At 72.7% G+C, this 22,365-nt stretch carries 17 protein-coding genes and 3 pseudogenes; 10 read left to right on the plus strand and 10 right to left on the minus strand.

The genetic code is table 11. From position 1 onward, the window contains the following. The first annotated feature begins 75 nt into the window (after positions 1-75). Positions 76-804: an alpha-L-fucosidase gene (locus JK356_RS15355; RefSeq protein WP_236671386.1), complete on the plus strand. Its 729-nt coding sequence runs from the start codon at positions 76-78 to the stop codon at positions 802-804. Positions 805-1,029: 225 nt separating this feature from the next. After that, positions 1,030-3,195, plus strand: coding sequence for an RNA polymerase recycling motor ATPase HelR (gene helR, locus JK356_RS15360; protein ID WP_307815611.1), 2,166 nt, complete (start codon positions 1,030-1,032; stop codon positions 3,193-3,195). A gap of 35 nt (positions 3,196-3,230) precedes the next feature. On the opposite strand, the gene JK356_RS15365 is transcribed toward helR, so the two are convergent. Beyond that, complete coding sequence (locus JK356_RS15365; protein ID WP_201868512.1) at positions 3,231-4,526, minus strand: hypothetical protein; 1,296 nt, start codon at positions 4,524-4,526, stop codon at positions 3,231-3,233. Between the two features lie 150 nt (positions 4,527-4,676). Between JK356_RS15365 and JK356_RS15370 the strand changes: the two genes are divergently transcribed. Next, complete coding sequence (locus JK356_RS15370) at positions 4,677-5,309, plus strand: hypothetical protein (protein ID WP_236671371.1); 633 nt, start codon at positions 4,677-4,679, stop codon at positions 5,307-5,309. A gap of 109 nt (positions 5,310-5,418) precedes the next feature. Here JK356_RS15370 and JK356_RS15375 read toward each other — a convergent pair whose 3' ends face one another. Further along, positions 5,419-5,691, minus strand: a complete 273-nt coding sequence (locus JK356_RS15375) for a hypothetical protein (protein ID WP_201868513.1) — start codon at positions 5,689-5,691, stop codon at positions 5,419-5,421. Between the two features lie 293 nt (positions 5,692-5,984). Between JK356_RS15375 and JK356_RS21960 the strand changes: the two are divergent. Continuing rightward, positions 5,985-6,535, plus strand: a pseudogene (locus tag JK356_RS21960) (S1 family peptidase); the annotation flags it as partial. 52 nt (positions 6,536-6,587) lie between these two features. Here JK356_RS21960 and JK356_RS15380 read toward each other — a convergent pair. Both JK356_RS15380 and JK356_RS22385 read right to left on the minus strand, forming a co-directional pair. Continuing rightward, positions 6,588-6,781, minus strand: a pseudogene (locus tag JK356_RS15380) (hypothetical protein). Between the two features lie 120 nt (positions 6,782-6,901). Then, the gene (locus JK356_RS22385) at positions 6,902-7,309 is read right to left on the minus strand and encodes a DUF5753 domain-containing protein (protein ID WP_307815612.1); all 408 of its coding nucleotides are present in this window, start codon (positions 7,307-7,309) and stop codon (positions 6,902-6,904) included. Between the two features lie 216 nt (positions 7,310-7,525). Here JK356_RS22385 and JK356_RS15390 point away from each other — a divergent pair, with 216 nt between their 5' ends. Next, complete coding sequence (locus JK356_RS15390) at positions 7,526-8,029, plus strand: ATP-binding protein (protein WP_307815613.1); 504 nt, start codon at positions 7,526-7,528, stop codon at positions 8,027-8,029. A gap of 12 nt (positions 8,030-8,041) precedes the next feature. Here JK356_RS15390 and JK356_RS15395 read toward each other — a convergent pair whose 3' ends face one another. Next, positions 8,042-8,941 carry a hypothetical protein gene (locus JK356_RS15395; RefSeq protein WP_201868514.1) on the minus strand — a complete coding sequence of 300 codons (900 nt, stop codon included), beginning with the start codon at positions 8,939-8,941 and terminating at the stop codon, positions 8,042-8,044. Positions 8,942-9,174: 233 nt separating this feature from the next. Here JK356_RS15395 and JK356_RS15400 point away from each other — a divergent pair, with 233 nt between their 5' ends. Continuing rightward, positions 9,175-9,597, plus strand: a complete 423-nt coding sequence (locus tag JK356_RS15400; protein ID WP_201868515.1) for an RDD family protein — start codon at positions 9,175-9,177, stop codon at positions 9,595-9,597. 48 nt (positions 9,598-9,645) lie between these two features. Here the strand turns inward: JK356_RS15400 and JK356_RS15405 are convergent, their stop codons facing one another. After that, positions 9,646-11,964: a tetratricopeptide repeat protein gene (locus JK356_RS15405; RefSeq protein ID WP_201868516.1), complete on the minus strand. Its 2,319-nt coding sequence runs from the start codon at positions 11,962-11,964 to the stop codon at positions 9,646-9,648. Between the two features lie 117 nt (positions 11,965-12,081). On the opposite strand from JK356_RS15405, the gene JK356_RS15410 reads away from it, so the two are divergent. Continuing rightward, positions 12,082-13,110: a helix-turn-helix domain-containing protein gene (locus tag JK356_RS15410; RefSeq protein WP_201868518.1), complete on the plus strand. Its 1,029-nt coding sequence runs from the start codon at positions 12,082-12,084 to the stop codon at positions 13,108-13,110. Between the two features lie 277 nt (positions 13,111-13,387). On the opposite strand, the gene JK356_RS15415 is transcribed toward JK356_RS15410, so the two are convergent. The 3 genes from JK356_RS15415 to JK356_RS15425 form a co-directional block, all read right to left on the minus strand. Then, positions 13,388-14,449, minus strand: a complete 1,062-nt coding sequence (locus tag JK356_RS15415) for an endo-1,4-beta-xylanase (RefSeq protein WP_201868520.1) — start codon at positions 14,447-14,449, stop codon at positions 13,388-13,390. A 32-nt stretch (positions 14,450-14,481) separates the two neighbouring features. Next, on the minus strand, positions 14,482-16,107 hold the full coding sequence (locus JK356_RS15420) for a glycoside hydrolase 43 family protein (RefSeq protein ID WP_201868522.1): 1,626 nt from the start codon (positions 16,105-16,107) through the stop codon (positions 14,482-14,484). 109 nt (positions 16,108-16,216) lie between these two features. Further along, complete coding sequence (locus JK356_RS15425) at positions 16,217-17,338, minus strand: non-reducing end alpha-L-arabinofuranosidase family hydrolase (RefSeq protein ID WP_201868524.1); 1,122 nt, start codon at positions 17,336-17,338, stop codon at positions 16,217-16,219. Between the two features lie 435 nt (positions 17,339-17,773). On the opposite strand from JK356_RS15425, the gene JK356_RS15430 reads away from it, so the two are divergent. Further along, the gene (locus JK356_RS15430) at positions 17,774-18,853 is read left to right on the plus strand and encodes a LacI family DNA-binding transcriptional regulator (protein ID WP_201868526.1); all 1,080 of its coding nucleotides are present in this window, start codon (positions 17,774-17,776) and stop codon (positions 18,851-18,853) included. Positions 18,854-18,933: 80 nt separating this feature from the next. Next, positions 18,934-19,992: a hypothetical protein gene (locus tag JK356_RS15435; RefSeq protein WP_201868528.1), complete on the plus strand. Its 1,059-nt coding sequence runs from the start codon at positions 18,934-18,936 to the stop codon at positions 19,990-19,992. Positions 19,993-20,067: 75 nt separating this feature from the next. Here JK356_RS15435 and JK356_RS15440 read toward each other — a convergent pair whose 3' ends face one another. Next, a complete protein-coding gene (locus tag JK356_RS15440; protein ID WP_201868530.1) occupies positions 20,068-20,997 on the minus strand; it encodes an alpha/beta hydrolase in 930 nt (309 codons plus the stop codon). A 681-nt stretch (positions 20,998-21,678) separates the two neighbouring features. Between JK356_RS15440 and JK356_RS21965 the strand changes: the two are divergent. Next, positions 21,679-22,037: pseudogene (locus JK356_RS21965) on the plus strand (VOC family protein); the annotation flags it as partial. Between the last annotated feature and the right edge of the window lie 328 nt (positions 22,038-22,365).

Here is a 22,365-nt window from a genome sequence, read left to right on the forward strand (position 1 = left end):
TGCACCGCGAGCGCAGGCCCCCGAGGAATCCGCCCGCTACCTGCGCTACTTCGATCCCGAGGCCGGCGCGCCGGCATGCGGTACGCCGTGCTGACGGCCAAGCATCACGAGGGCTTCTGCCTGCGGGACTCGCGGCTGACCGGCTTCACCGCCGCGCACGCGCCCGCGGGCCCCGGCGACGTCGCCACGCCCGAGCGGTACCAGCCGGCCCGGCCGCTGCTCTCGGGCGGCGTGCCGGTGCCGTGGGAGGCGTGCCAGACGCGCAACGGCAGCTGGGGGTACGACCGGGACAACCGCAACGCCAAGAGCGCCGGGCTGCTGCTGCGGATGCTCATCGACGGGGTGTCGAAGAACGGCAATATGCTGCTGAACGTGGGCCCGACCGGACGCGGCGAGTTCGCCCCGGCGGCCCTGGCCGTCCTGGAGGAGAGCGGGGCGTGGATGCGGCTCCACGAGCGTTCCGTCCGCGGCGCGGGCCCCGCCCCGTTCACCCCGCCGCCCGACGTCCGCTGCACCCGCCGGGGGGCGACCGCCTCTACCCCCACCTGTTCGCCTGGCCGTTCGGGCACGTCCACCTGCCCGGCCTGGCGGGCAGGGTCGCCTACGCGCAGCTGCTGCACGACGCCTCGGAAGTCGCCTGCCACGGGACCGGCCCGGCGGCCACATCCGCCCAGACCGCCACGGGCGGCCAGCCCGCTTAGGACGCTGACGCTCACGCTGCCCGCGGTCCGTCCCGATGCCGTGCCGGTGATCGAGCTGTTCCTGACCGGCGAGGCGGCGCAGGAGCTGCCGGACGAGCCGTGACGCGCGGTGCCGTCATCAGCAACAAAGCAGCAGCAGAAGGCGCAGCAAAAAAGCAAGGGTGCTACGCACTGCACTCCTTGCCATTCTCAACGTATAGCGCACAGGGGGCCTTGCGGCAAGACCCCCCTCATGCCGCAGAATCGCTGCCCTCAACCCGGAACCAGTGCATATGGGGGGATCTGCGCAGTGTGTGCGTCTTCGTCAGAGCCGTCAGCCAGCCCAGCAGTGCCTCGGGGCCCCGCGGCCGCCAGTGCGTTCGCCCTTCCCGGACGGCTCGCCGCCAAGGCCGATCCGGCGCTGATCGCCGCCGACGAGCGGCACTTCGCGGCCATCGCCGCGACCCTGGAGCGGACCATCGGCGAAACCACGGCCCGGCTGCAGGCCGTGCGCCGCGCGCCCGGCGGCGCGGGCCGCGCGGCCATGGACCGCGACGCGGAGATCCACCGGCTCACCGCCCGCCTGCGCGCCCTGCGCCGCCTCGGCCTGGAGACCTGCCTGGGGCGCATGGTCACAGCGGACGATCCCGAGCCGGTGTACATCGGGCGGCTCGGCCTCACCGACGACAGCGGCCGCCGCCTGCTCGTGGACTGGCGTGCCCCGGCAGCTGAGCCGTTCTTCGCGGCCACCCACGCCAACCCGATGGGCCTGGCCAGCCGCCGGAGGTACCGCTGGACCGGCGGCAGGATCACCGACTACTGGGACGAGGTGTTCACCCCCGACGGGCTGGCGGGCCACGCCGCACTGGACGACCAGTCGGCGTTCCTCGCCAGCCTGGGCGGCAGCAGGTCGGAGCGGATGCGGGACGTGCTCGCCACGATCCAGGCCGACCAGGACGCCGTCATCCGCGCCGGATCACGGGGTGCGCTCGTCGTCGACGGCGGACCGGGCACCGGGAAGACCGTCGTCGCGCTGCACCGCGCCGCCTACCTGCTCTACTCCGATCCGCGCCTGAACAGCGACCGCAGGGGCGGCGTGCTGTTCGTCGGCCCGCACCAGCACTACCTGTCGTACGTCGCCGACGTGCTGCCGCGCCTGGGCGAGGAGAGCGTCGTCACCTGCACCCTGCGCGACCTGGTCGCCGAGGGAGCCTCGGCGGTGCCCGAGCCCGACCCCCGGGCGGCGCGCCTGAAGGCATCGGCGGACATGGTGCGGGCGATCGAGAAGGCCGTCCGCTTCTATGAGGAACCGCCCGCCGAGGGCATGACGGTCACCGCCGGCTGGTCGGAGGTCTGGCTGAGCGCCGATGACTGGGCCGAGGCGTTCGAGGCGCCGGCCCCGGGCACGCCCCACAACGAAGCGCGCGAGCAGATCTGGGAGGCGCTCACCGAGATCGTCAGCGACAAGCTCGGCGGCGAGATAGCGCCCGAGCTGCTGAGCCGCTCACTGCGGCAGGACGAGGAACTCGTCACCGCGTTCCGCCGCGCCTGGCCGCTGCTGGAGGCCGCCGATGTCGTCGGCGACCTGTGGACGGTCCCGGCCTATCTGCGGCTGTGCGCGCCCTGGCTCAGCGCCGACGACGCCCGCGTGCTGCGTCGCGCCGACCCGTCGGCCTGGACGCTGTCCGATCTGCCGCTGCTGGACGCGGCACGGCAGCGGCTCGGCGACCCGGAGGCGGTGCTGCGCAGACGCCGCCGCGAGGCTGTGGCCGCCGCCGAACGGGCACGCATGGCCGACGTCATCGACACCGTGGTCGCCGCCGACGACGACGGCGAGGGAGCGGTGACGATGCTGCGCGGCCAGGACCTGCGGGACGCCCTGGCCGACGACGAGGCCCTGCCGGCCGCCAGCCCTGGCCGGCTGGCGGGCCCGTTCGCGCACGTGGTGGTGGACGAGGCGCAGGAGCTGACCGATGCCGAATGGCAGATGCTGCTGCGCCGCTGCCCGTCCCGGAGCTTCACCATCGTCGGCGACCGCGCCCAGGCCAGACACGGCTTCGCCGAGTCGTGGCAGGAGCGGCTGGAGCGGGTCGGCTTCGAGCGGGTCCGCGTGGCCGCCCTGCGCACCAACTACCGGACGCCGCGCGAGGTCATGGCCGAGGCCGAGCCGGTCATCCGGGCCGTGCTGCCGGAGGTGCACGTGCCGGTCTCGGTCCGCGGCGGCGCGCCCGTCGTGCGCGGGCACGTCTCGGAGCGGGACGCCATTCTCGGCGACTGGCTGGCCACCCACGCCGAGGGCACCGCCTGTGTCATCGGTGACCCGTCGTTCCGGGGAAGGCCCCGGGTAAGGTCGCTGACCCCGCAGCTGGCGAAGGGGCTGGAGTTCGATCTGGTCATCCTCGTCCGCCCGGAGGAGTGGGGCGAGGGCATCACCGGGGCGGTCGACCGGTACGTCGCGATGACCCGCGCTACCCAGCAGCTCGTTGTCCTCACCGAAGGGCGGGGCAACCGCTGACGCGGGCGGGCCCCCGCTTCTCCCGGGCCGGGCCCTCAGGCGTGCGGGTAGGCCACCATGGTTTCGGAGACCCCGTCCCAGAACAGGCCGTAGCCAGCGGTGTCACCGAAGGGAAAGTCGATGGTGGGGTCCTCGATCTCCGCGAGCTCACCTGACCGCATGTCGAGCTGCACCGGGTCGTCAGTCCAGCTGTACCCGTAGGCCATGCCCTCGTCGGTCACGATCTCGAACCGCAGCTGGTGCGTGGTCTCGGTCCGCTCGTAGCACACCCCGCTGCCCGTCTCCAGATCGAACACACGGGGCCCGTTGGTCAGGTAGCGGCCGTTGGCCGACAGCCTGGAGCCGGCGCCGGTCGTCACCTGTTCCCCCTCGCAGCGGATCGACGCGAGCGTCTGGCCCGAGGCACTGTCCACCACGTGCCACAGGAACCCGTCCGTCTCCCCGGCCTCGTCCCAGCCGGTGAGCAGGAGGTTGTCGGTGACGGCCGACACCACCGGCTCCTCGTCCGGGTCGGCGTTGTCCGGCCGGAGGTCTTCGGCCGACCAGCCGTCCGGCACCCAGTAGCCGGAGTCGTCGATGCCCCTGGTGACGGTGGTGAGGAGCGGGCCGTTCTCGGTCAGCGCCACTACCTGCCGGTCGGCGTCGCAGTCGGGGCAGCCAGCGGGCGGCGCGAGCTCGTCGAGCTGGTACTCGGTGGTGTCTCCCGTCGCCGGGTCGACGGCGACCACGGTGTCGCCGTCGTCCTCCACCACCAGCCCGGTGCCGAGACCGTGGACGTCTCCCTCGCCCTCCACCTCGACGTGGACCGGCTCGACCCCGGAGCCGGACGGGACCTCGTCGAGGATCACGGGGAAGATGTCGATCGAGACGACCTCCCGGCCGACGTTGATCGCGTCGGCGTCCGTGGTCCCGGAGGACCAGGCCACCAGGTACTCCTTGCCGCCGACGGCCGACACGAGGTAGGGCAGGTTGGTGTTGCCGAGCGGCTGGAGGAGGACGCTGCTCCACTGCTTCTCGCCGGTGGCGGCGTCCAGCACGGTGAAGCGGTAGCCGTCCTCCTGCTCCGAGTAGACGGCGACCGCTCCGGACCGGGGCAGCGGGATCTGCGTCCCCTCCAGGTCCGACTCCCAGCCACGGCTGGTGTCGTACAGCGACGGCACGGACAGCTGGATGCTGGGCGGCTCCTGGCTCGCCTCCGCCTGCTGCTCGGCCCCGCCCCCGCCGTCCTGGGCGCTGCCGGTTCCCTGCTCCTCCCCGTCTCCCGAACCGGAGCACGCCGTGAGCAGCGCTCCCACCGTGACCAGACCGAGGGCCAGCTTCGCTCGGCGCATCGCAGTGCAGATCCCTTCCTGTGGCAAGCCGTCAGCAACGTCCTCGCAGTGAAGCACCGAGCACCCGTCCGCGCCACCCGTCACATGGACGCGTACACCTAGCGCGCGCAGGCTCCGCGCCGTTTCCTCCCGGTACGGGCGCGGTGCCCCGTGCGACCCGAGGAGGCGGGCCATGAGCGGACGGGACACGGCTGGTGCGGACGGCGGGCGGCAGGCGTCCTCGGCGCGGTCGCGGCGGTCCTCGCCGCCATGGCCGGCCCGCTGCTGGGCGGCGGCGCCGTCCGCGCGGCGGCTATCCCCGGTCCGGACGGCCGGTACGTCATCTACGGCACCACCGTGCCCGCCGGCCAGGGCGAGCGGTGCGACGGTGCGACGGGCGAACTGTACGTCCCCCTCCTCGTGCACGGCTCGGGCAACGACGTCGGCATGACCGACTGCGCCTCGGGCGACGCGCTGCCCGGCGGCCCCGGTGACTGGGCCGAAGGCGCCGTCTGGGCGCCCGGCGTGGTCCGCTACGGCGACCAGGACGTCATGTACTGCACCGCCTCGCGCGCGGGCAGCGGCCAGAAGTGCATCGGCCGGGCGGTCTCGGACTCCGCCTACGGGCCGTTCGGCGGCCCGGGCGAATGGGCCTGCCCGCCGGCCGGGCGGTGGGCCTCGGTCCGCTGCGTGTCCTGCCGGGCGACCATCCGGGCCCGGGCGGCATGGACGTCTTCACCGCCGCCGACGGCACCCCGCGGGTCGTGTGGCACTGGTGGGACGGCACCCTGCGCTACCCCATGACCGGCGTACTCGAACAAGGCGCCGACGGCTTCACCGTCCGCTGACCCTGCCGCCCGCGCGGCACGCCGCCGGCCGGTCGCGCGCGTCACCGGCCGGCGGCGCCCGGATCTCAGTACCGCATCAGGGAACGGACCATGCGGCACGTCACGTCGGACGGCCGGCGCACCCCGATCAGCGGCGCGATGGCGCGTATCCGCGCGTCCGTCGCGTGCGCTGGGTGGTACACCCCGGCGTCGAGCAGGGCCGTCGCCAGCCGCATGGCCTTCAGCCTGCGGTTGTGCGACTCGTACCAGGCGCGCGGCTGCCCGGCGGGCAGCCGCTTCTTCTGCGGGAACGGAACGTTCATCGGGGACAGCGGAAGTGGTGTGACGACGGCGGCCATTGGCGTCCCTCCCCAGGACTCGTGAACCAACCGAACGCCTCCCATGCTAGGGGCCACCACTGACAATCCCCCTGCTCAGACGGGTCCCACCGGCCCCGCCGGCCTCACCGGTCACGCCGGTCAACGGCGGGCTCAGCGGGGTCCGCGCACGGATTCCGAACAGTGGTCTAGACGTCTTGACACCCCGCCCCTGCTCTCGAACACAGTGACGAGAGTGCTCTCGGATCTCCCCTGTTCCACCCGGAGTTGGTGACGAGACACGAGAAGAACCCATGAGACGCACCACCCCCTGCGGCGGCGATCCGTTCTGCACGGGCAACGCCCGCTGTTCCCTTGGTTTCTCGGTCCACGGCGGGTCCGTGACCGCGGGCCACTGCGGCTCAGCCGGCGCAACGGTGTCCGGCTGGGACGGCACGGTGATCGGGACCTTCCAGGCTCCTCGTTCCCCGAGAACGGCTACGCGTGGGTCAGCGCCGGGAACGGCTGGTGGACGGAGCCGGTCGTCGGGGCCGGGCACCGTCTCAAACGCCCTGGTGCGCGGCTCGGCTGAGGCCCCCACCGGGTCCTCGGTCTGCCGTTCCGGCACGACCACTGGCTGGCACTGCGGCACACTGCTCGGCACGAACGAGACCGTGCAGTACGTGGGCGGGGAAGTCGTGCACGAGCTGACCCGGACCAGCGTCTGCGCCGAACCGGGCGACTCCGGCGGCCCCTGCACCACGGCCGCCAGGGCCAGGGCGTCACCTCCGGCGGCTGGGGCGACTGCTCCAGCGGCGGCGGGACCTGGTTCCAGCCGGTCAACGAAATCCTCGCGGTGTACGGGCTGACCCTGCACACGGCCTGACCCGCGCGAAGGTGACGGGCCGGCGGTTGGTGTCGCCGGCCCGTCGCCGTGGTTACAGCAGGTGGTCTGCTTTGCCGGCCTTGAAGTCGGTGATGGAGGCGCGGAGGGCGTCGCGGGTGTCGGTGAGGTAATGGTCTTCCTGGCCGGTGACGGCTATGTAGGCGTTGCCGTCGGTGTCTCGGTGCCGATGCAAAAGCAGGAGTTCCCTTCGGAGCAGAAGGCGTCTTCCCAGGTGATCCCGGGCATGGAGAGCTCCTCACAGTTGCTGTGCGATCGTGCGGACGACGTCGCGGGAACGGTCCGGGGAAGTGCCAGTTCCTCCAGCCGGTCCAACTGAGCCCGGTATCTCGCGAGCTGCCCGTCGGCTCACCCGAACTCTGGCCCGTGCGAGCTGTCTACCTGGACTGTATCGAGTTGCGGCACGGGGTTCCCCGCGTACAGAACGGTCTGACCGGCGCCCGGGAAACCGCCTCTGTCGGAAGGGATCACCAGAACGGTGATGCTGTCCCGCTCTGACATGTCGGCAAGGTACGTCAACTGTGCCCGCACCACGTCAAGGCTGCCGAAGCGCATGCGAAGGGCGGCCTCGTGCACCATGGCTGTGTACCGCGGTGGTTCGGGTCCGAGGATGACTCGTTGGCGCTCGGTGCGGTGGGCGAGACGCAGCGCGATCTCGTGCTCCGGCAGAGGCGGGATGGCCAGGCGGACGACGGACAGGGCATGGTCGGAGGTCTGGAGCAGGCCCGGGATATGCACCGTGTTCCAGATGCGCATGCGAGGACTGTTCGCCTCGAGTGCGGCGATGTCGAGCATTCCACGTGGCGCAGTGCGCCCCGGTAACGCTCCCGCCACCCCTGAATCGGCCGGGCGAGCTTAACCAAAGCTTCTACGTACGCCTCGTCTGCACAGCCGCAGTTGCAGGCGAGAGTCCGAAGACGTTCCTCGCTGATGCCGCGCTGACCTGCTGCGGTCGATACCCAGCAGACCGCAATGCCCGTTGCCGACCGCGCGAGCATGTCCGTACAGGCGCTGGCGCCGTCGCACCTCGTCACCGCACCCACCGCACCGGAGACCGACATGGCTGACGTTCCTCCCGTCCCCCGACACTGGCGCTTCCCGGCGCGTCCATCCTCCGTGAGCCAGGCGCGGCATGCCGTCACCGAAGCGCTGCCGGGCCAGCTCATGCCCACGCTGCAGGACAACTTGAGCTTGCTGACCTCCGAACTCGTCACCAACGCCATCCGGTACGGCAGTCAGCACGACGGCGAGCTCGTCGAACTCGTCCTGTGGTCCGCGGACGGGCACTACTGGCTCGCCGTGTCCGGCCCCGGCAGCGGCGGCCGCGCACCCGCGCTGGCACGTCGGGACGCAGACGCCGAGTCCGGACGGGGACTCCTTCTCGTCGACCAGATCGCCGCTGCCTGGGCTGTCAGACCACGGCCCACCCGCGGCACGTCCGTCATCGCGGGGCTGCCGCTGCACCGGCACGAGTGACTCAGGTGCGGCTCAGCCCAGGGTGAACCGGTAGGTCATGCTGTCCGTCAGGATGCACAGCCCCGGGGACATGACGATGACGCGCAGCGTTCCCGTGCGGCGGTCGTAGTCGATGCCCTCCACCTCGAACGTGCCGGAGCAGGCGCTGCGCAGCGGGAGCTGGCCCAGGGCGGTGACGTGCCCGGTGACGTCTCCGGCGTCACCGGGTTCGCCGGAGAGGTCGATCTGGAGCAGCGGCTTGGTGATACCGAACAGTGTGCCGCCGGGGTCGTCGGAGGAGCACAGCAGCGTGGTCGCGTCCGTGAAGTCGCAGCCCTGCACGTCGCGTACGGGATGGTCCAGGGCGACCGTGGCGACCAGCGGCAGATCCGCCGAGGGCGAGGTGTCCGGATGGGCGCCCGGGGCCGGGAAGACCAGCAGCCGGTCCATCGTGCCGTACTCGCCCGCCAGCATCCACTGGCCGCCGGGCGTGATCGCGACCCAGGAGTTGTTCAGCGCCTCGTCCGGGCCGAGGGCGTGGACGTACTCCGCCCACGCGCCGTCCGGGGACTGCACCCGGAACATCTTCTCCGCTCCGTCGTCGCGCTGGTACGGCTCGACGTAGTAGCCGTCGTATGAGGCGTCGGGGTCGCCGACGTGGTTCCAGCCCCGGGCGCGCACATCTATCGGGATGGTGCCGATGCCGGTGTAGCGGTTGGGGCTGCCCTCCGGCACCTCGACCGACGCCAGGCCCTGGCTTTCGGTCAGCGGGTCCGCACGGTCCGAGCCGGCCTCCGTCCACGGGCCGGTCCGCACCTCCGGCTCCGGGGACGCATCCGCAGCGGCAGGCGGCGCGGCCGCGCAGACGGCGGCGGCAAGGGCTGCGAGGCCGGTGGCGGCGGCGCGCCAACGGCGCCAGGAGCACGGAAACATAGGGGATCCGTTCCGGTGAGGGGGACGCACGCGCCGGAGGGTACAGCGGGCCCGCTCGCCCTGTACAGACCGCCGCGGCGACCGGTCAGACCGCGAACGCTCCCTGCCCAGGCGGCAGTCGGGGCCACGGCGTGGCGCTTGCCGCCGTCACGGTTCCGCGACCAGCCCAGGACCGGCCCGTCGCCGTCGCTTCCGTAGATTGACCGCGGCACGATCCAGAAGGAGAACATCACATGACCATGCCGCCGGAAAAGGCTGGTGAGGACAGGCTGTTCACGGCGACGATCACGGACTTCTTCCTCGCGCTGGCCGCGGGGTTCGCCGGGTCGTATGTCGTTGAGCCGGACGCGTCTGACTTCTCGGAGAACGTGGCCGTGATAGTCGGCTCCGCGCTGGTCTTCTCGTTCGTCAACCACGTGTTCGGCATGTGGCTGCTGCGCGGCAGCGCCGGGAAGCTGCTGTGGGGACTGCGGGTAGTGCGGGCGGACGACGGCCGCCGTCCGGGTTTCTGGCGGTCGGTCAGGCGGTGGCTGACCGGGTTCGCGATGCTCGCCCTGATGGTGGCCGTCGGGGACGGCGACACCGTGGGGGAGGCGTCCGGCCTGCGCACCGTCCGCTGGCGCGACCTGCGCCGCGCCCGCCAGCACTTCGCCTGACATCCGCGGCCGGTCCGGCCGGTGCTCCCGGACCGGTCCCCGGGACGGTCAGCCGGAACCGCCGCGTTCCAGGCGCCGGAGGCGGTCCCGCACGCTGGCGGCGTCCGGGTGCCCCAGCTCCTCGAACAGCGTGAGCGCGCGCTGCCACACCTCGCGGGCGTCCCCGGCACGCCCCGCCGCCTGGTGCGTGTCGCCGAGCCGGGCCATCGTGGCGGCCTGACCCGGGCGGTCCCCGGCGTCCCGGTACAGCGCGAGCGCCCGCAGGTAGCACTCGGCCGCGCGGTCGTGGTCGCCGAGATGGTGGTGGGCGTAGCCGAGGCTGTCCATGGTGTCGGCTTCGCCTCTCAGGTTGCCGGTGGACCGGTGCAGCACCAGCGCCTCCTCGCAGTCGGCCACCGCCTGCCGGTGGTTCCCGAGCAGCGCGTGCAGCCAGCCGATGTCGTTAAGGACGATGGCCTGCCGGGCCACCTGGCCGTGGTCGCGGTAAATGGCGAGCGCGCGCTGATGATGGGCGAGTGCCTCAGCGTGCTCCTCCCGCTGCTCACACAGCCATCCGGACGCGCGGTGGATGTGGGCGAGCCCGACGCCGTCGTCCACCCGCGTGAACAGCGTCCTGGCCTGCTCGAAATGGGCCTCGGCCTCGGCGAACCGCTTGAGCCTGGCCTCAGCGCTGCCCAGCGCCCGGTGCAGGTGCGCCAGCCAGCGGTGCTGGCCCTGGCGTCGCGCCGACTCCAGCGCCAGCCGCTGCGCCCCGGCCCAGGCGTGCCACAGCCCCTGCCGCTGCAGGAACTCCGTCAGCACCAGGGCCAGCTGCCAGGCGTGGGTGTCGAAGCCCTCATGCGCCGCCTGCGTGACGACCGCCAGCAGCGTGGCGCGTTCGGCCGTCAGCCACCGCAGCGCCTCCTCGGGGCCGGCCGGCGCCTCCGGCTGGGCCCCGGGCGCCGCCTCGGGCGGGACCGGCCAGTCCTCGTACGGGCTGAGCAGGCACGCGGCCGCGTGCGCCGTGTGCAGGTAGTAGTCGAACAGCCGCCGCAGCGCCGGCTCGCGCTCATCCGGCGCGTCCGCCGCCAGCAGGTCGCGGGCGTAACCGCGCAGCAGGTCGTGGACGGCGTAGCGGCCGGGGCTGTGCTGCCGGACGAGGTGACCGTCCTCCAGCGCCCGCAGCAGCACGCGCAGCCGGGGAGCGGGAAGCGCGGTCAGGCTGGCGGCGGCGGGCAGGGCGATGTCCGCGCCCGGATACAGGCTCAGCAGCCGGAAGACGCCCAGCTGCCGCGGGTCCAGGGCCCGGCAGGACGCGCCGAACGCGGTCCGCAGGTTGACCGTGAGGTCGGTGAGGTCCAGCGCGTCGAGCGCGTGCGCCGGCTCGCGCAGCTCCCGGGCCAGGTCAGCCAGGGAGAACCCCGGCTCGCTGGCCCGGGCGGCGCTGACGGCGAGGGCCAGCGGCAGGCCGGCGCACCGCTCCACGATCACGTCGACCGCGCGGGGCTCGGCGGCGACGGCGTCGGCACCCAGCCGGTCCGCGAGCACGTCGCGCGACTCCTGGGGCGTCATCGGCTCCAGGGTGAGCTGCCTCGCCCCGTAGGCCGCGGCCAGGCCGGAGAGCCGGCTGCGGCTGGTGATCAGCACAGCGCAGCGGTGACCGGCCGGCAGCAGCGGCAGCACCTGCTCGGTGTCGCGGGCGTTGTCCAGCACCAGCAGCAGGCGCCGGTTCCGCGTCAGCTCGCGGAACCGGGCGGCCTGGCCGTCAAGACCGGCCAGCGGGTCCACGCGCTCCGCGCCCAGGGCGTCGAGGAAACCGCGCACGGCGGTCTCGGGGGAGGCGGGCTCGCCGAAGGGCGCGAAGCCCCGCAGGTCGAGGTAGAGCTGGCCGTCCGGGAAGAGGTCGGCGTTGTCGTGTGCCCAGCGCAGCGCCAGCCACGTCTTGCCGATGCCGCCCTGGCCGGTGACCACGCAGATCGGCACCGACGGCGTGTGGGACGCCCGGCCGGCGCCCAGCTCCTTGTCGAGCACGGACAGCATGGGGTCGCGGCCGATGAACGCCATGGGCGCCAGCGGCAGCTGCCGGGGGACGCGGGAAGTGCGGGCCGCCGCGGCGATGATCCGGTCGCGTGCCCGCAGCCACGCGGGCAGGTGTGCCTCGTCGCCGCACGCACGGACGAACGCGGTGAGCGTGTGCGGCGGGGGGAGGGTCTCGCGGCTGAGCGTTTCAGCGAGCGTGCTGCGGGCGAGCACCTCGCCGCTCTTCTCCGCCCGGCGCTCCAGCTCGCGTAACGACAGCCCCGACGCTTCCTTCAGGGCTCTCATGAGGGCGACGAACTCGGCGGCGTCCCGCGGTTCGTACCACTGAAAGGTGCTCGCGCTTCCCACCCCATCCATCTTTGGCGACGGCCCGGGCACCTGACAACGCGGCGGCGGCCGCGCGTCCGGATCCGTCCGGGAACCGCACCGGACACTGGTCCGCCCCTGGTCAGGAACGCAGACTCGGTGCTGACCGCCCGCCGGGAGGCGTGCACGCGAGGAAGGGGGACCACGCTGCTCACCACCGAGACCGCCGGGAACGCACCGCCGCGAGAACGGCACGACCACTGGAACGAGTACGTCCTTCCGGCCCTGATGCCGGTGACCGTCCGCGCCCGCCACGCCGGGGACCGCCAGCCCCGGATCCGCTGCCGCGACCTGGGCACGCTCACGGTCGCGGAGGTCGAACTGCCGCCGATGGAGGTGGTGCGCACCGCCCGGATGACCCGGCGTCACGACCCCGAGTTCTTCCAGCTGTGGGTGACGGTCGACGGCAGCGTCGGCGTCAGCCAGCGGCGCCGCGAGACCGTCTGCCACCGCCCGGACGGCGTGCTGTGCAACGTCTCGCGCCCGTTCCGCGGCTTCGCGTCGGCCGCCCCGGGGCGCGGCACCGCCGCGGGCGTCGTCGTCCACATGCCGCGGGCCGCGCTGCCGCTGCACCGCCGCGCCCTCGACCGGCTCACCGCGGTCCGGCTGCCCGGCCGCACCGGCATCGGCCTGCTGGCCAGCCGCTACCTGACGGACCTGCCGCGCCACGCCGACCAGGTCTCGTCCGCCACGCGTGCCCGGCTGGCCCACGTCACCCGCGAGCTCGTCGCCGCCTGGCTGGGCCAGTCGCTGGATGCCGCGGCGGCCCTGCCCGCCGACGCATACCAGCAGGGACTGCGCGCGAGCATCCGCGACTTCATCGACCGGCGGCTGGGGGACCCCGGCCTGTCGCCGGCCGTCATCGCCGCCGCGCACGGCATCTCCGTGCGCTTCCTGTACCGGCTCTTCCAGGACGAACCGCTGTCGGTCGCCGGGTGGATCAGGGAACGGCGGCTGGCGCGCTGCCGCGCTGACCTGTCGGATCCCCGGCTGGCGTCCCGGCCGGTGCACGCCATCGGGGCACGCTGGGGATTCCCCGACCCGGCGCACTTCAGCCGGGTGTTCCGTCAGGCGTACGGCATGCCGCCGCAGGAGTACCGCCGCCGGGCCGGCGCCGGGCAGGTGTAAGGAGGCTGCTGGGGAACCGCCCGCTGCCTGTCACGCCGCCCCGCGCCAGCCACCGGGCCAGCGCCACGAGGCAGCGCCCGGCCCGTTAGGTGCACGGGCACCGGCCGGGACGGCATCGCCGCCCGGCCGCTGCGCGCCGTGCGCCGGGCACGACGGAACCGGGCGCGGCAGCCTGTGACGGCGGCCGCGCCCGGCACATCTGCGGGGACGCTGCCTGCGGGCCGGGTGATGGGGGACGGTGCCCCTGGTCACCCGGCCGCTGCTGACGGGTCCTGGTCTAGTCCTCGCTGCGGGCGGCGGCGCCGTTCAGCGCGTCGAGGATGGCGTAGTAGGCCTCCTTCTTCTGGTAGTTGCTGTCGAACGGCAGCGGCGTCTCGTCACCGCGCCACGAGTGCCGGTCGGTGAAGCCCCAGGTGGTGATGCCGGTGCAGCGCTCGACGGCCAGGCACGCCTCGGTGACGGTGCGGTAGACGTCCGCCTGGGCGGAGCCGGAGCCGCCGACGTCGAGCTCGGTGATCTGCACCTCCACGCCGAGGTCGGAGAAGCGCTGGAGGTTCTGCTGGTAGGTGCTCAGGTCGGAGTTGGTGTCGAGGTGGCTCTGGAAGCCGACGCAGTCGATCGGCACGCCGCGGGCGAGGAAGTCCTGGACCATCGCGTAGATGGCGTCGCTCTTGGCGTTGATGCCGTCGGTGCCGTAGTCGTTGTAGCACAGCCGGGCGTTGGGGTCGGCGGCGTCGGCCGCGCGGAACGCCTCCTCGATCCAGCTGTCGCCCAGCTGGGTCTGGAGGTTGGACTGGCGGCGGCTGCCGTCCCACTCGAAGGCCTCGTTGACCACGTCCCACGAGTGGATCTGGCCGGCGAAGTGCCCCGCCACCTCGGTGACGTGGTTGAGCATCGCCTCGCGCAGGGCGTCGCCGCCCAGGCCCTGGACCCAGCCGGGCTGCTGGGCGTGCCAGACCAGGGTGTGGCCGCGCACGGACATGCCCTGGCTCTGGGCGTGCGCGACGAGCTGGTCGCCGGCGTCGAAGTTGAACTGGCCCTGGTTGGGCTCGGTGGCGTCCCACTTCATCGAGTTCTCCGCCACCAGGCTGCTGAACTCGGCGTTCATGACGGCCGCGTAGTCCTGCTGGCTGAAGAGGTACGGCTCGGTGGCGGTGCCGAAGTACCGGCCGCTCTGCGCCGCCGCGGCGGCGAGCGTGTCGGCCTGGGCGGAGGCCGTGCCGGAGAACACGAGGGTGCCGGCGGCGGCCAGGCCGGCCGCCAGCGTGGCGGCGAGGGCGGCCCTGGCGGGCCGGCGCCCTCGCCGGGCGGTGCGTGCCGTGGTGGTCTCGCTGTTCACTGCGGCTCCTTTGCGATGTGTGGGGGGAGGGGCTACGACTGGGCGAGTTCGAACCGGGAGACGGTGACCGATCCGCCGAGCGCCTGCGTGGCGTAGTGGAAGATCGCGAACCGGTTGCCCATGAAGAACCGCCAGTCGGTGTGGAGGGAGAAGGACGGGCCGAGCGGGATGAAGGTGGTCCCGTCGGTGCTGTAGGAGAACGTCGCGGTGCCGGGTGCGCCGGGCCTGATGTCGGCGTAGGCGCGCAGCCAGACCCGCTCGCCGGGCAGGTCGGCGCTGGCCTGTTCGGTGCCGGTGCCGGTGGTGTTCCAGTCGCTGTCCATGGTCAGGCCGTCGACCATCACCACGCGGCGGGTGCCGCCGTCGCGGGCGACGCCGATCCAGGCGGAGGCGTCCCGCAGCACCGCCAGGCCCGCGCGGTCGCCGTCGGTCATGCCCGCGCAGTCCAGTTCGATGGTGGCGGTGGAGGCGGGGCCCTGGATGCGGTGGGTGAGGGTGTTGCGGGCCTGGTACAGGTCGTCGGTGACGGTGGCGGTCTGGAGGGTGAGCCCGTCTCCGACGCGGTACCTGTCGGGGTCGGGATTGTGGTTCCACTCCCACTTCGGGGACAGGGTGGTGCCCTCGAAGGTGTCGGTGCCGGTGAGGGGCTCGACCTCGACCGGCGGGAGCGGGGCGGGGTACGACGTGCCCCAGGCGCCGTTGACGAGCTGGAGTTCGGGCCAGCCGTCCCAGGTCCAGGTGACCGGCGCGAGGGCGGGGACCCGCCCGCCCGGGTAGGCGTCGACGAAGGCCATGTAGTACCAGTCGCCGTCCGGGGTGTCGACGAGCCCGCCCTGGTGGGGGACGCCGCCGCCCGGGATCGGGCCGGGCAGGTCGAGCAGGACCTGCCGCAGCTCGTACGGGCCGAAGGGGGAGTCCGACTTGAGGATGTACTGGCCGTTGGCGGGGCGGGTCAGGAAGATGTAGTAGCTGCCGTTGATCTTGTAGAAGCGGGCGCCTTCGAGCACCCCGATCTCCGGCGGGGTCTGGAACACCTCCTGCGACCGCACCTGGCTGGTGGCGTCCGGCGACAGCTGGGCGACGCTGATCGTCGTGTTGCCGTAGGCGACGTAGGGGGTGTCGTCGTCATCGAAGAGGAGCCCGGCGTCGTAGTAGGCGCCGGGGATCACGGCGTGCCGCTCCCACGGGCCCTCGGCGGCCGGGGCGGTGTAGATGTACGTGGTCGAGAAGTCGATCTGGCCCAGCCAGTAGAAGGTGCGGTTGCTCGGCCGGTACCGCAGGGTGGAGGCCCAGATGCCGTCGACGTACGCGCGGCCGCCGTCGAGGTCGTACTTGGCGCCGAAGTCGAGGACGGGCACGGAGTGGCCGGCGAACTCCCAGTGCACCAGGTCGTAGGAGCGCAGGACCGGCGCGCCCGGCGAGTAGTGCATCGTCGAGGCCGAGTAGTAGAAGGTGTCGCCGACGCGGATGATGTCGGTGTCGGCGAAGTCCTGCCAGATCACGGGGTTGGTGAAGTCGCCCTGGAGCACCGCGGGCTGGCCGGGGGAGGAGGCGGCCCGGGCGGTGCCGCTGAGGGGGAGCGCGGCGGCCCCTGCGGCCAGGCCGGTCGTGGCCGCCAGGAAGGTGCGGCGGCTGGGAGCGGAACGGTGTGCCGGCATGTCGGTGTGTCTCCTCGCGGTGGGTGGCCGCTGGGGGCGCGGCCGGTGGGGCCCGCGCGGCGGGGCCCGGTCGCTGGTGCCGGGCCCCGCCGCCGCTGCGGGAGCGGGGTCAGCAGGTGGAGTTCGCTGTCGCCAGGCCCAGGCGCCAGGGGAGCTGCGAGTACTCGCCCGAGGCCGACGGGTCCATGCCCTGGTACAGCAGCTGGAGGTTGCAGGGGTCGATCGTCATCGTCTGGTCAGCGCTGGTGCGCACGAGTTCGCCGTGGCTGATGTCCTGCGTCCAGGCCCAGCCGTCCTGGAAGGAGACGTTGTTGCTCCGGGCGAACGGGTTGTCCTCGGTCGCGGCGAGCGGCTGCCACTGGCCGGTCAGGCCTTCCGCGGTGTACGAGCGGTACCAGCGGCGGCCGTCGGAGCCGATGGCCTCCCAGATCAGCAGGTAGGTGTCGGTGTCGCCGACCTTGTAGACGGCGCCGCCCTCGAACAGCGCGTAGGCGGAGTCCTGCAGCACGATCTGGGTGTTGCCGAAGCCGTTGGGGAAGTCCGCCACGGTCGTCTCGGAGCGGTAGACGTGCCCGTTGTCATCCGCCGAGAACAGGTAGCACATGGCGTCGTCGCAGATGACGAAGAAGTCGAGCCAGTTGCCGTTGCCGATGTTCTCCTGGACGATGTCCGGCACGCTGTCCATGAAGTGCCGGGGAGCCGACCAGCTGGTCGGGTCGTTGATGTTGGTGGTGGTGGAGTAGGCGGGCAGGCCGTCCTGGTAGACGAGGTACCACTCGCCGGTGGGCTCGAACTGGAAGACGTGCGGGGCGGCGCGGTAGCCGCCGCCGATGGCGGAGCTGGCCTCCAGGTCGGTCTGCGGGGCGCTGCTGGCCTCGGACCAGTCGGAGAAGCTGGTCTGGGCCAGGCCCCAGTCACCGTTGGTGTCGACCCGGGTGAACAGCACGTGCCAGGTGCCGTTCTCGTCCTGGACCACCGAAGGGTCCTTAGCGGCAACGGAGTTGATGTTGCCGGCGGGCGAGATGATCGGGCCGGTGGAGGTCCACTGGAAGCTGGACGGCAGCTGTGCCTGCGCCGGTTCGGCGGCGTCCGCGGCGGCGGGCGCCTCGGTGGCGGCCGGGCCCGGCTCGGCGGACGCCGGGGTGGCGGCCACCGCGGCTCCCAGCGTGAGCAGCGCGGCGGCGGCCGCGAGCAGGGGCCGTTTGCGGGTGCGGCGTGCGGAAACGGTCATGGGGGCTCCGTGACGGCTCAGCCGGAGGATCCCGCTCCACACGGATCACCACGGATCACCGAGGTCTGCGCTTCCGGCACGGTGGCGAAAGTGTGGGGGGAGCCAACCGGAACTTACGGATGGTGCGCGTGCTGTCGTCTGTGAGGGCCGCGGTGGGGGGCAACTGCGGCCCAACGGTGGCGTGTTCGAGATTGCGAACAACGACCGGTTCTCCAGACGTCAGGGATCCTATGCGGCACGCACGCAGCGTCAATACCCGTGAGCGGATTCTTTTTCGCCGATCTTCCCGAAAAACCGGCGGAGCGGCGCGCGATGACGGAGCGTCACCACAGGTGGTGGGCGCCCGGCGGCGCAGGCGGGCAGGTGAGAGGACGGGGCACCGTGCGGCGGCCCGGAACGCCGAAAATGTCGGCCACCCACAGTTAAACTGCGGCCATGACCGCAGCAGCAGGGAGCCCGGCGGCTGGCGACACGGCCGGTGAGCCGCCCGGTGAGGCGCCGGAGAAAACGGCGGGCCAGCCGCTGACCATCGCGGAGATCGCCGAGCGCGCCGGCGTCTCGCTCGCGACGGTCTCCAAGGTGGTCAACGGACGCATCGACGTCGCCCCCGAGACCCGGGAACAGGTCGAAGACCTCATCCGCCGCCACGGCTACCGGCGGCAGAAGCGCGCCAGCCGGCCCGCCCCCCTCCTCGAGCTGCTGTTCCACGAGGTCCGCGGCGAGTACGGCGTGGAGATATTCAACGGCGTGCAGCAGGTGGCGCGCGAGCACCACCTGGGCGTGGTCCTCTCCGAGCTTCAGGGCTGCCACACCCCCGGCCGCGGCTGGGTCGAGGACGTGCTCGCCCGCCGCCCGACCGGCGTCATCGCCGTCTTCTCCGGGCTCACCGGCGACCAGAGCCGCCGGCTGCGCGTCCGCGGCATCCCGCTCGTCCTGCTGGATCCCACGGGGGACTCCGGCCACGAGCCGCCCTCCGTCGCCGCCAGCAACTGGAACGGCGGCCTGGCCGCGACCCGCCACCTGCTCCAGCTCGGCCACCGGCGCATCGCCATCATCACCGGCCCCGAGGACGCGCTGGCCAGCCGCGCCCGCCTGGACGGCTACCGCGCGGCGATGGACATGGCCGGCGTGCCCGTGGCGCCGGAACTCATCCGCGTCGGCCGCTTCGAGATCGAGGACGGCCTGACGCACACCCGCGCCCTGCTGCGCCTGCCCGAGCCGCCGACCGCGGTCTTCGCCTGCAACGACGGCACCGCGTACGGCGTCTACCAGGCGGCCGCCGAGGCGGGGCTGCGCATCCCCGGGGACCTGAGCGTCGTCGGCTTCGACGACATGCCGCCGGCCTCGTGGATCGTGCCGCCGCTGACCACCGTCCACCAGCCGCTGCGGGAGATGGGCACCACCGCCGCGACCATGGCGGTCACCCTGGCCAGGGGCGAGACGCCGCCGCTGGAACACGTCGAACTGGCCACCCGCCTGGTCACGCGCGCCAGCACCGCCCCGCCCCGGAGCTGACCGGCGCGGGGGCCGCCGGGCCTCACCCGATCGGCCCGCCCGCGCACGCGGCGCCTGCCGGCAGGGCCGATCCTGGCCAGGTGACGCCCTTCCCCGCCCCGTACCCCACGCTGCTGAGCGACGACCCCGTGCTGCAGACGGCGCTCGAGGCCGCCGTGGCCGAGGCGCTGACGCGGTTTCCCGGCCTGGCCCGCCCCTGGCGGGCAGCGATGTCCTTCGTGGCGGTCGACGAAACGCCTGGCGGGCCGGAGTTCCGGCACGCCGGGCTGCGGTACGGCGACAGCTGCTACACCGGCAGCCTGGCCAAGGCCGGCGCGATGTACGCGGCGTACGAACTGCTGCGCAGCGTCAACACGGTGGCCGCCAGCACGAGGACGCCGCAGGAGCTGTTCACGCGGCTGCGGCACGACTTCGACGGCCTGATCGACGCGTCGGTGCCCGCCATCGCCCACACGCCGGGACTCTCCCGGGCACAGCGGCTGCCGGACTACCAGCGGATCTTCCGCCCGTTCCCCCTCCCCGGCGGGCAGGTGTGCGCGTTCCGTCCCGACTTCCAGGACCACCTGAACCGGATGATCGTCCAGGGGAAGAACGAGGACGCGGCCGCGGTCATCCAGGCGCTGGGCTACAGCTGGATCAACGGCGCGCTGAAGGCAGGCGGCTTCTTCTTCCCGCCGGCCGGCACGGGCATCTGGCTGGCCGGGACCTTCACGGGCGCGCTGCCCGCCGTGCGCATCGACAGCGTGAACGACGGCCCGGTGGCGCAGGCCTCGACCTGCTTCGACATGGCGAACCTCTGCGCGCACATCCTCCGCCGCAGCCTGGTGGACCCCGGCAGCTCCAACGTCATGCACGCGCTGCTGTCCACGTCCGCGTTCGTCGGTGACGTCCCCTCGTGCCTCGACTACTCCCGGCGGCACCTGCCGCCCCGGAACTTCGGGGTGACGGCCTCCAAGATCGGCTCCGGCCAGCTGAAGACCGGGGTGTGGGTCGACTCCGAGGCGGCCGTGATCGAGACCTCCGACCCGACGCGGCGCTGGCTGGTCGTGTTCCAGGACAGCCTGACCGACGACACCTCGCTGTCCGCGCTCGGATTCGCCGTGGAGCGCACGATCGAACTCGCCAGCGGCGGCCCGTGACGCCGCCACACCGGGCCGCTCGGGCGGCGGCGTCACGAGCCTGCTTCCGGCCCCCTGGCCAGAAAGCGGGCGGGCCTACTCCAGCACCGACTCCCACACCGTGGTGGGCGCGGCCGCGTCAGAGGGCAGCCGGTCCCGGGCGGCCGTGTCCCCGTACAGGCTCCACCGCATCCAGTCCACGTAGGTGGCGACGGTCTGGGTGTGGTTGACGCCGCTCCAGATGTACTCGTCGTGGCCGGTGCCGAGGTGCGTCAGGAATGCCTTGGGCGCCGGCAGCTCCTCGTACGCCTGGCGGGCGGAGGAGTACTGGCAGATGGGGTCCTGGTCGCCGTGGACGAACAGGACGTTGGCCGAGACGTTCGATGCCGGGTTGCCCATGTCGACGCAGGCGAACGGCACGGCCGCCGCGATGCGGTCGTCGGGCCACGCGGTCAGCAGGCCGTGCGTGGTCATGCCGCCCAGCGAGTGGCCGGCCACGCCGACGCCGGCGGCGGTGTCGATGTGCCCGGCGAACGGGTCGCCCCCGGCGTCGTTCAGCGCCAGGGTCTGGGTGAGGACCTCCGAGACGTCCATGGACTGGTTGCCGTTGTAGACGTCCTGGATGTTGCCCTCGGTGCCGGTGGAGGTGGTGGGGAACACCGGCGCGGGAACGATGAAGCCGGCCTCGGCCAGCGGACGGATCAGCGGGGCGTAGCTCTCCGGGTTGCCGCCGAGGCCGTGGCTGAACTCGACGACGGGGAAGACACCGTCGGCGATGGGCGCGTCGGCGACGGGCTCGCCGCCGGGGAACCCGGTGGCGGCGGGGTAGAAGATGCGGGTGGTCAGCTGCCGGCTGCCCCGGCTCCACTGGAACTCGCGCACCCCGATGGCGAACTGCTGGGACGGGGCCTGGCGCGGCGTCGCGATCCGGCGGCCGGACGGCTGGGCGGCAGCGGCCGTTCCGGTGACCGCGGCCGCGCTCAGGCCGAGCACGGAGCCCAGCACGGCACGTCGGCGTATCGACATGGATCTCTCCTCGCGGGTGTGTGGGGGTAGTCCGGCGGACCGCCGGGCACGCGGCGCGCCGGAAGCCGTGTCCCGGCAGGCAGCGCTGGGTGGTCGGTCCGCCGTGCGGGAAGGTGGTGCCAGGTGCCTGCCGCGCGAACGCGCCGGGCAGCGCGGGGAGTTCGGTATGACGAACGCTGCCCGGGATATCAGGCGTCTCGGATCCTAGGCGGCCCACACGCAGCGTCAATACCTCGCGCCCGCTTGTTTTCGCCAGTTTCTCCGATAACAAGCGCGCCGCGCTGATCGCCGCGTCCCCGGGGGAAGAACCCGCGCGGGCCGGTGCCCATCCCTCTTTCCTGCCCGCCCCGCGGGCCCGTTCATCGGCTCCGCCGCTGCGCGCGGCAACCGGCTCGGCAGCGCCCCCGGCTCGCGGGCACCACGCCGCCCGCGGCTCCCGATATCGGGCCAGCGCACGGTGACGCGGGAGAGGCGGAAAGCGCCCGGCCGGGCCGGCGGCGTGCGCGGGACCGCGCTGCGGAATGGCTGGCGCCGCTTCTCCGCGGGCAGCGCAAGGGGTGCGCTGATCCGGAGTTCCGGGTACCCATACCCGGACTGTTCTGTGTCACGATCACGAACGGCGCATTTCTAGCGGGGGATTTTCCGTTCAGGAATGAGGTCTGTCAGTGGCGGGCCGCAGCAGTGACCGTGTGCTCGGCGGAATTGATCCCGAATCGCTGGCTGGCCAGGTTCCGGTGTGACGTCCTCGATGGCGTCGTTCTCGGCCGCAAGCATGACGGGACGCTGGAAACCGGGCCGCGGCCGGGATTCCGCGGCCCGCAGCCGACGCACATTCTCAGCCGCAGGGCAAGAGCCCGATGAGGAAAATCCCGGCTGCATACCGACGTCAGCGCACCGGCCGCGCCCAGGGCGCCGAACTCGCACGCCGGCGGGCGCTCGGTGCACGCGGCATCAGGCAGGCCGGCGACGAGCCGTGGCACGTCCTGGCCGTCCCCGAAGGCAACGGGTTCTCCCTGCTGAAGGGCCGGCTCAGCCCGCTGTGCCCCCGCCGGCGCGGGCCTGTCACGCGAACGGCGGGGGGATGTGGAGGTACGAGAGACGGGGTACGGGGATGCAAAGTGCGCGGCACGGCGAGCGAACGCCGTCCGGCACCGATAGCGGCACCGAACGGCGTTTGCCCTCGCGTGGCCTCATGCGCAGGCGCCGCACCAATAAGCGCCGTTGCCCTCCGCGATACCGAGATTGTCGTCTCCCTGTGTCTCTGTCAAGAAGCTTCCCGCTGCCACGAGCACGGGAGGGGAATAAACCTCTCGCGTGTCTTCCGTATGACTCTCCTCGCTCACCGCCGTCACCTCCCCTCATTCCGAC

It is taken from the genome of Streptomyces sp. 7-21, assembly GCF_016741785.1.
Classification (GTDB): Bacteria; Actinomycetota; Actinomycetes; order Streptomycetales; family Streptomycetaceae; genus Streptomyces.

Bases quoted from the DNA above. Each gene is read 5' to 3' on its own strand.
- JK356_RS15355 (WP_236671386.1), top strand. From the start codon at position 76: ATGCGGTACGCCGTGCTGACGGCCAAGCATCACGAGGGCTTCTGCCTG.
- JK356_RS15365 (WP_201868512.1), bottom strand. From the start codon at position 4,526: ATGCGCCGAGCGAAGCTGGCCCTCGGTCTGGTCACGGTGGGAGCGCTG.
- JK356_RS15375 (WP_201868513.1), bottom strand. From the start codon at position 5,691: ATGGCCGCCGTCGTCACACCACTTCCGCTGTCCCCGATGAACGTTCCG.
- JK356_RS22385 (WP_307815612.1), bottom strand. From the start codon at position 7,309: ATGCGCATCTGGAACACGGTGCATATCCCGGGCCTGCTCCAGACCTCC.
- JK356_RS15390 (WP_307815613.1), top strand. From the start codon at position 7,526: ATGCCCGTTGCCGACCGCGCGAGCATGTCCGTACAGGCGCTGGCGCCG.
- JK356_RS15395 (WP_201868514.1), bottom strand. From the start codon at position 8,941: ATGTTTCCGTGCTCCTGGCGCCGTTGGCGCGCCGCCGCCACCGGCCTC.
- JK356_RS15400 (WP_201868515.1), top strand. From the start codon at position 9,175: ATGACCATGCCGCCGGAAAAGGCTGGTGAGGACAGGCTGTTCACGGCG.
- JK356_RS15420 (WP_201868522.1), bottom strand. From the start codon at position 16,107: ATGCCGGCACACCGTTCCGCTCCCAGCCGCCGCACCTTCCTGGCGGCC.
- JK356_RS15425 (WP_201868524.1), bottom strand. From the start codon at position 17,338: ATGACCGTTTCCGCACGCCGCACCCGCAAACGGCCCCTGCTCGCGGCC.
- JK356_RS15430 (WP_201868526.1), top strand. From the start codon at position 17,774: ATGACCGCAGCAGCAGGGAGCCCGGCGGCTGGCGACACGGCCGGTGAG.
- JK356_RS15440 (WP_201868530.1), bottom strand. From the start codon at position 20,997: ATGTCGATACGCCGACGTGCCGTGCTGGGCTCCGTGCTCGGCCTGAGC.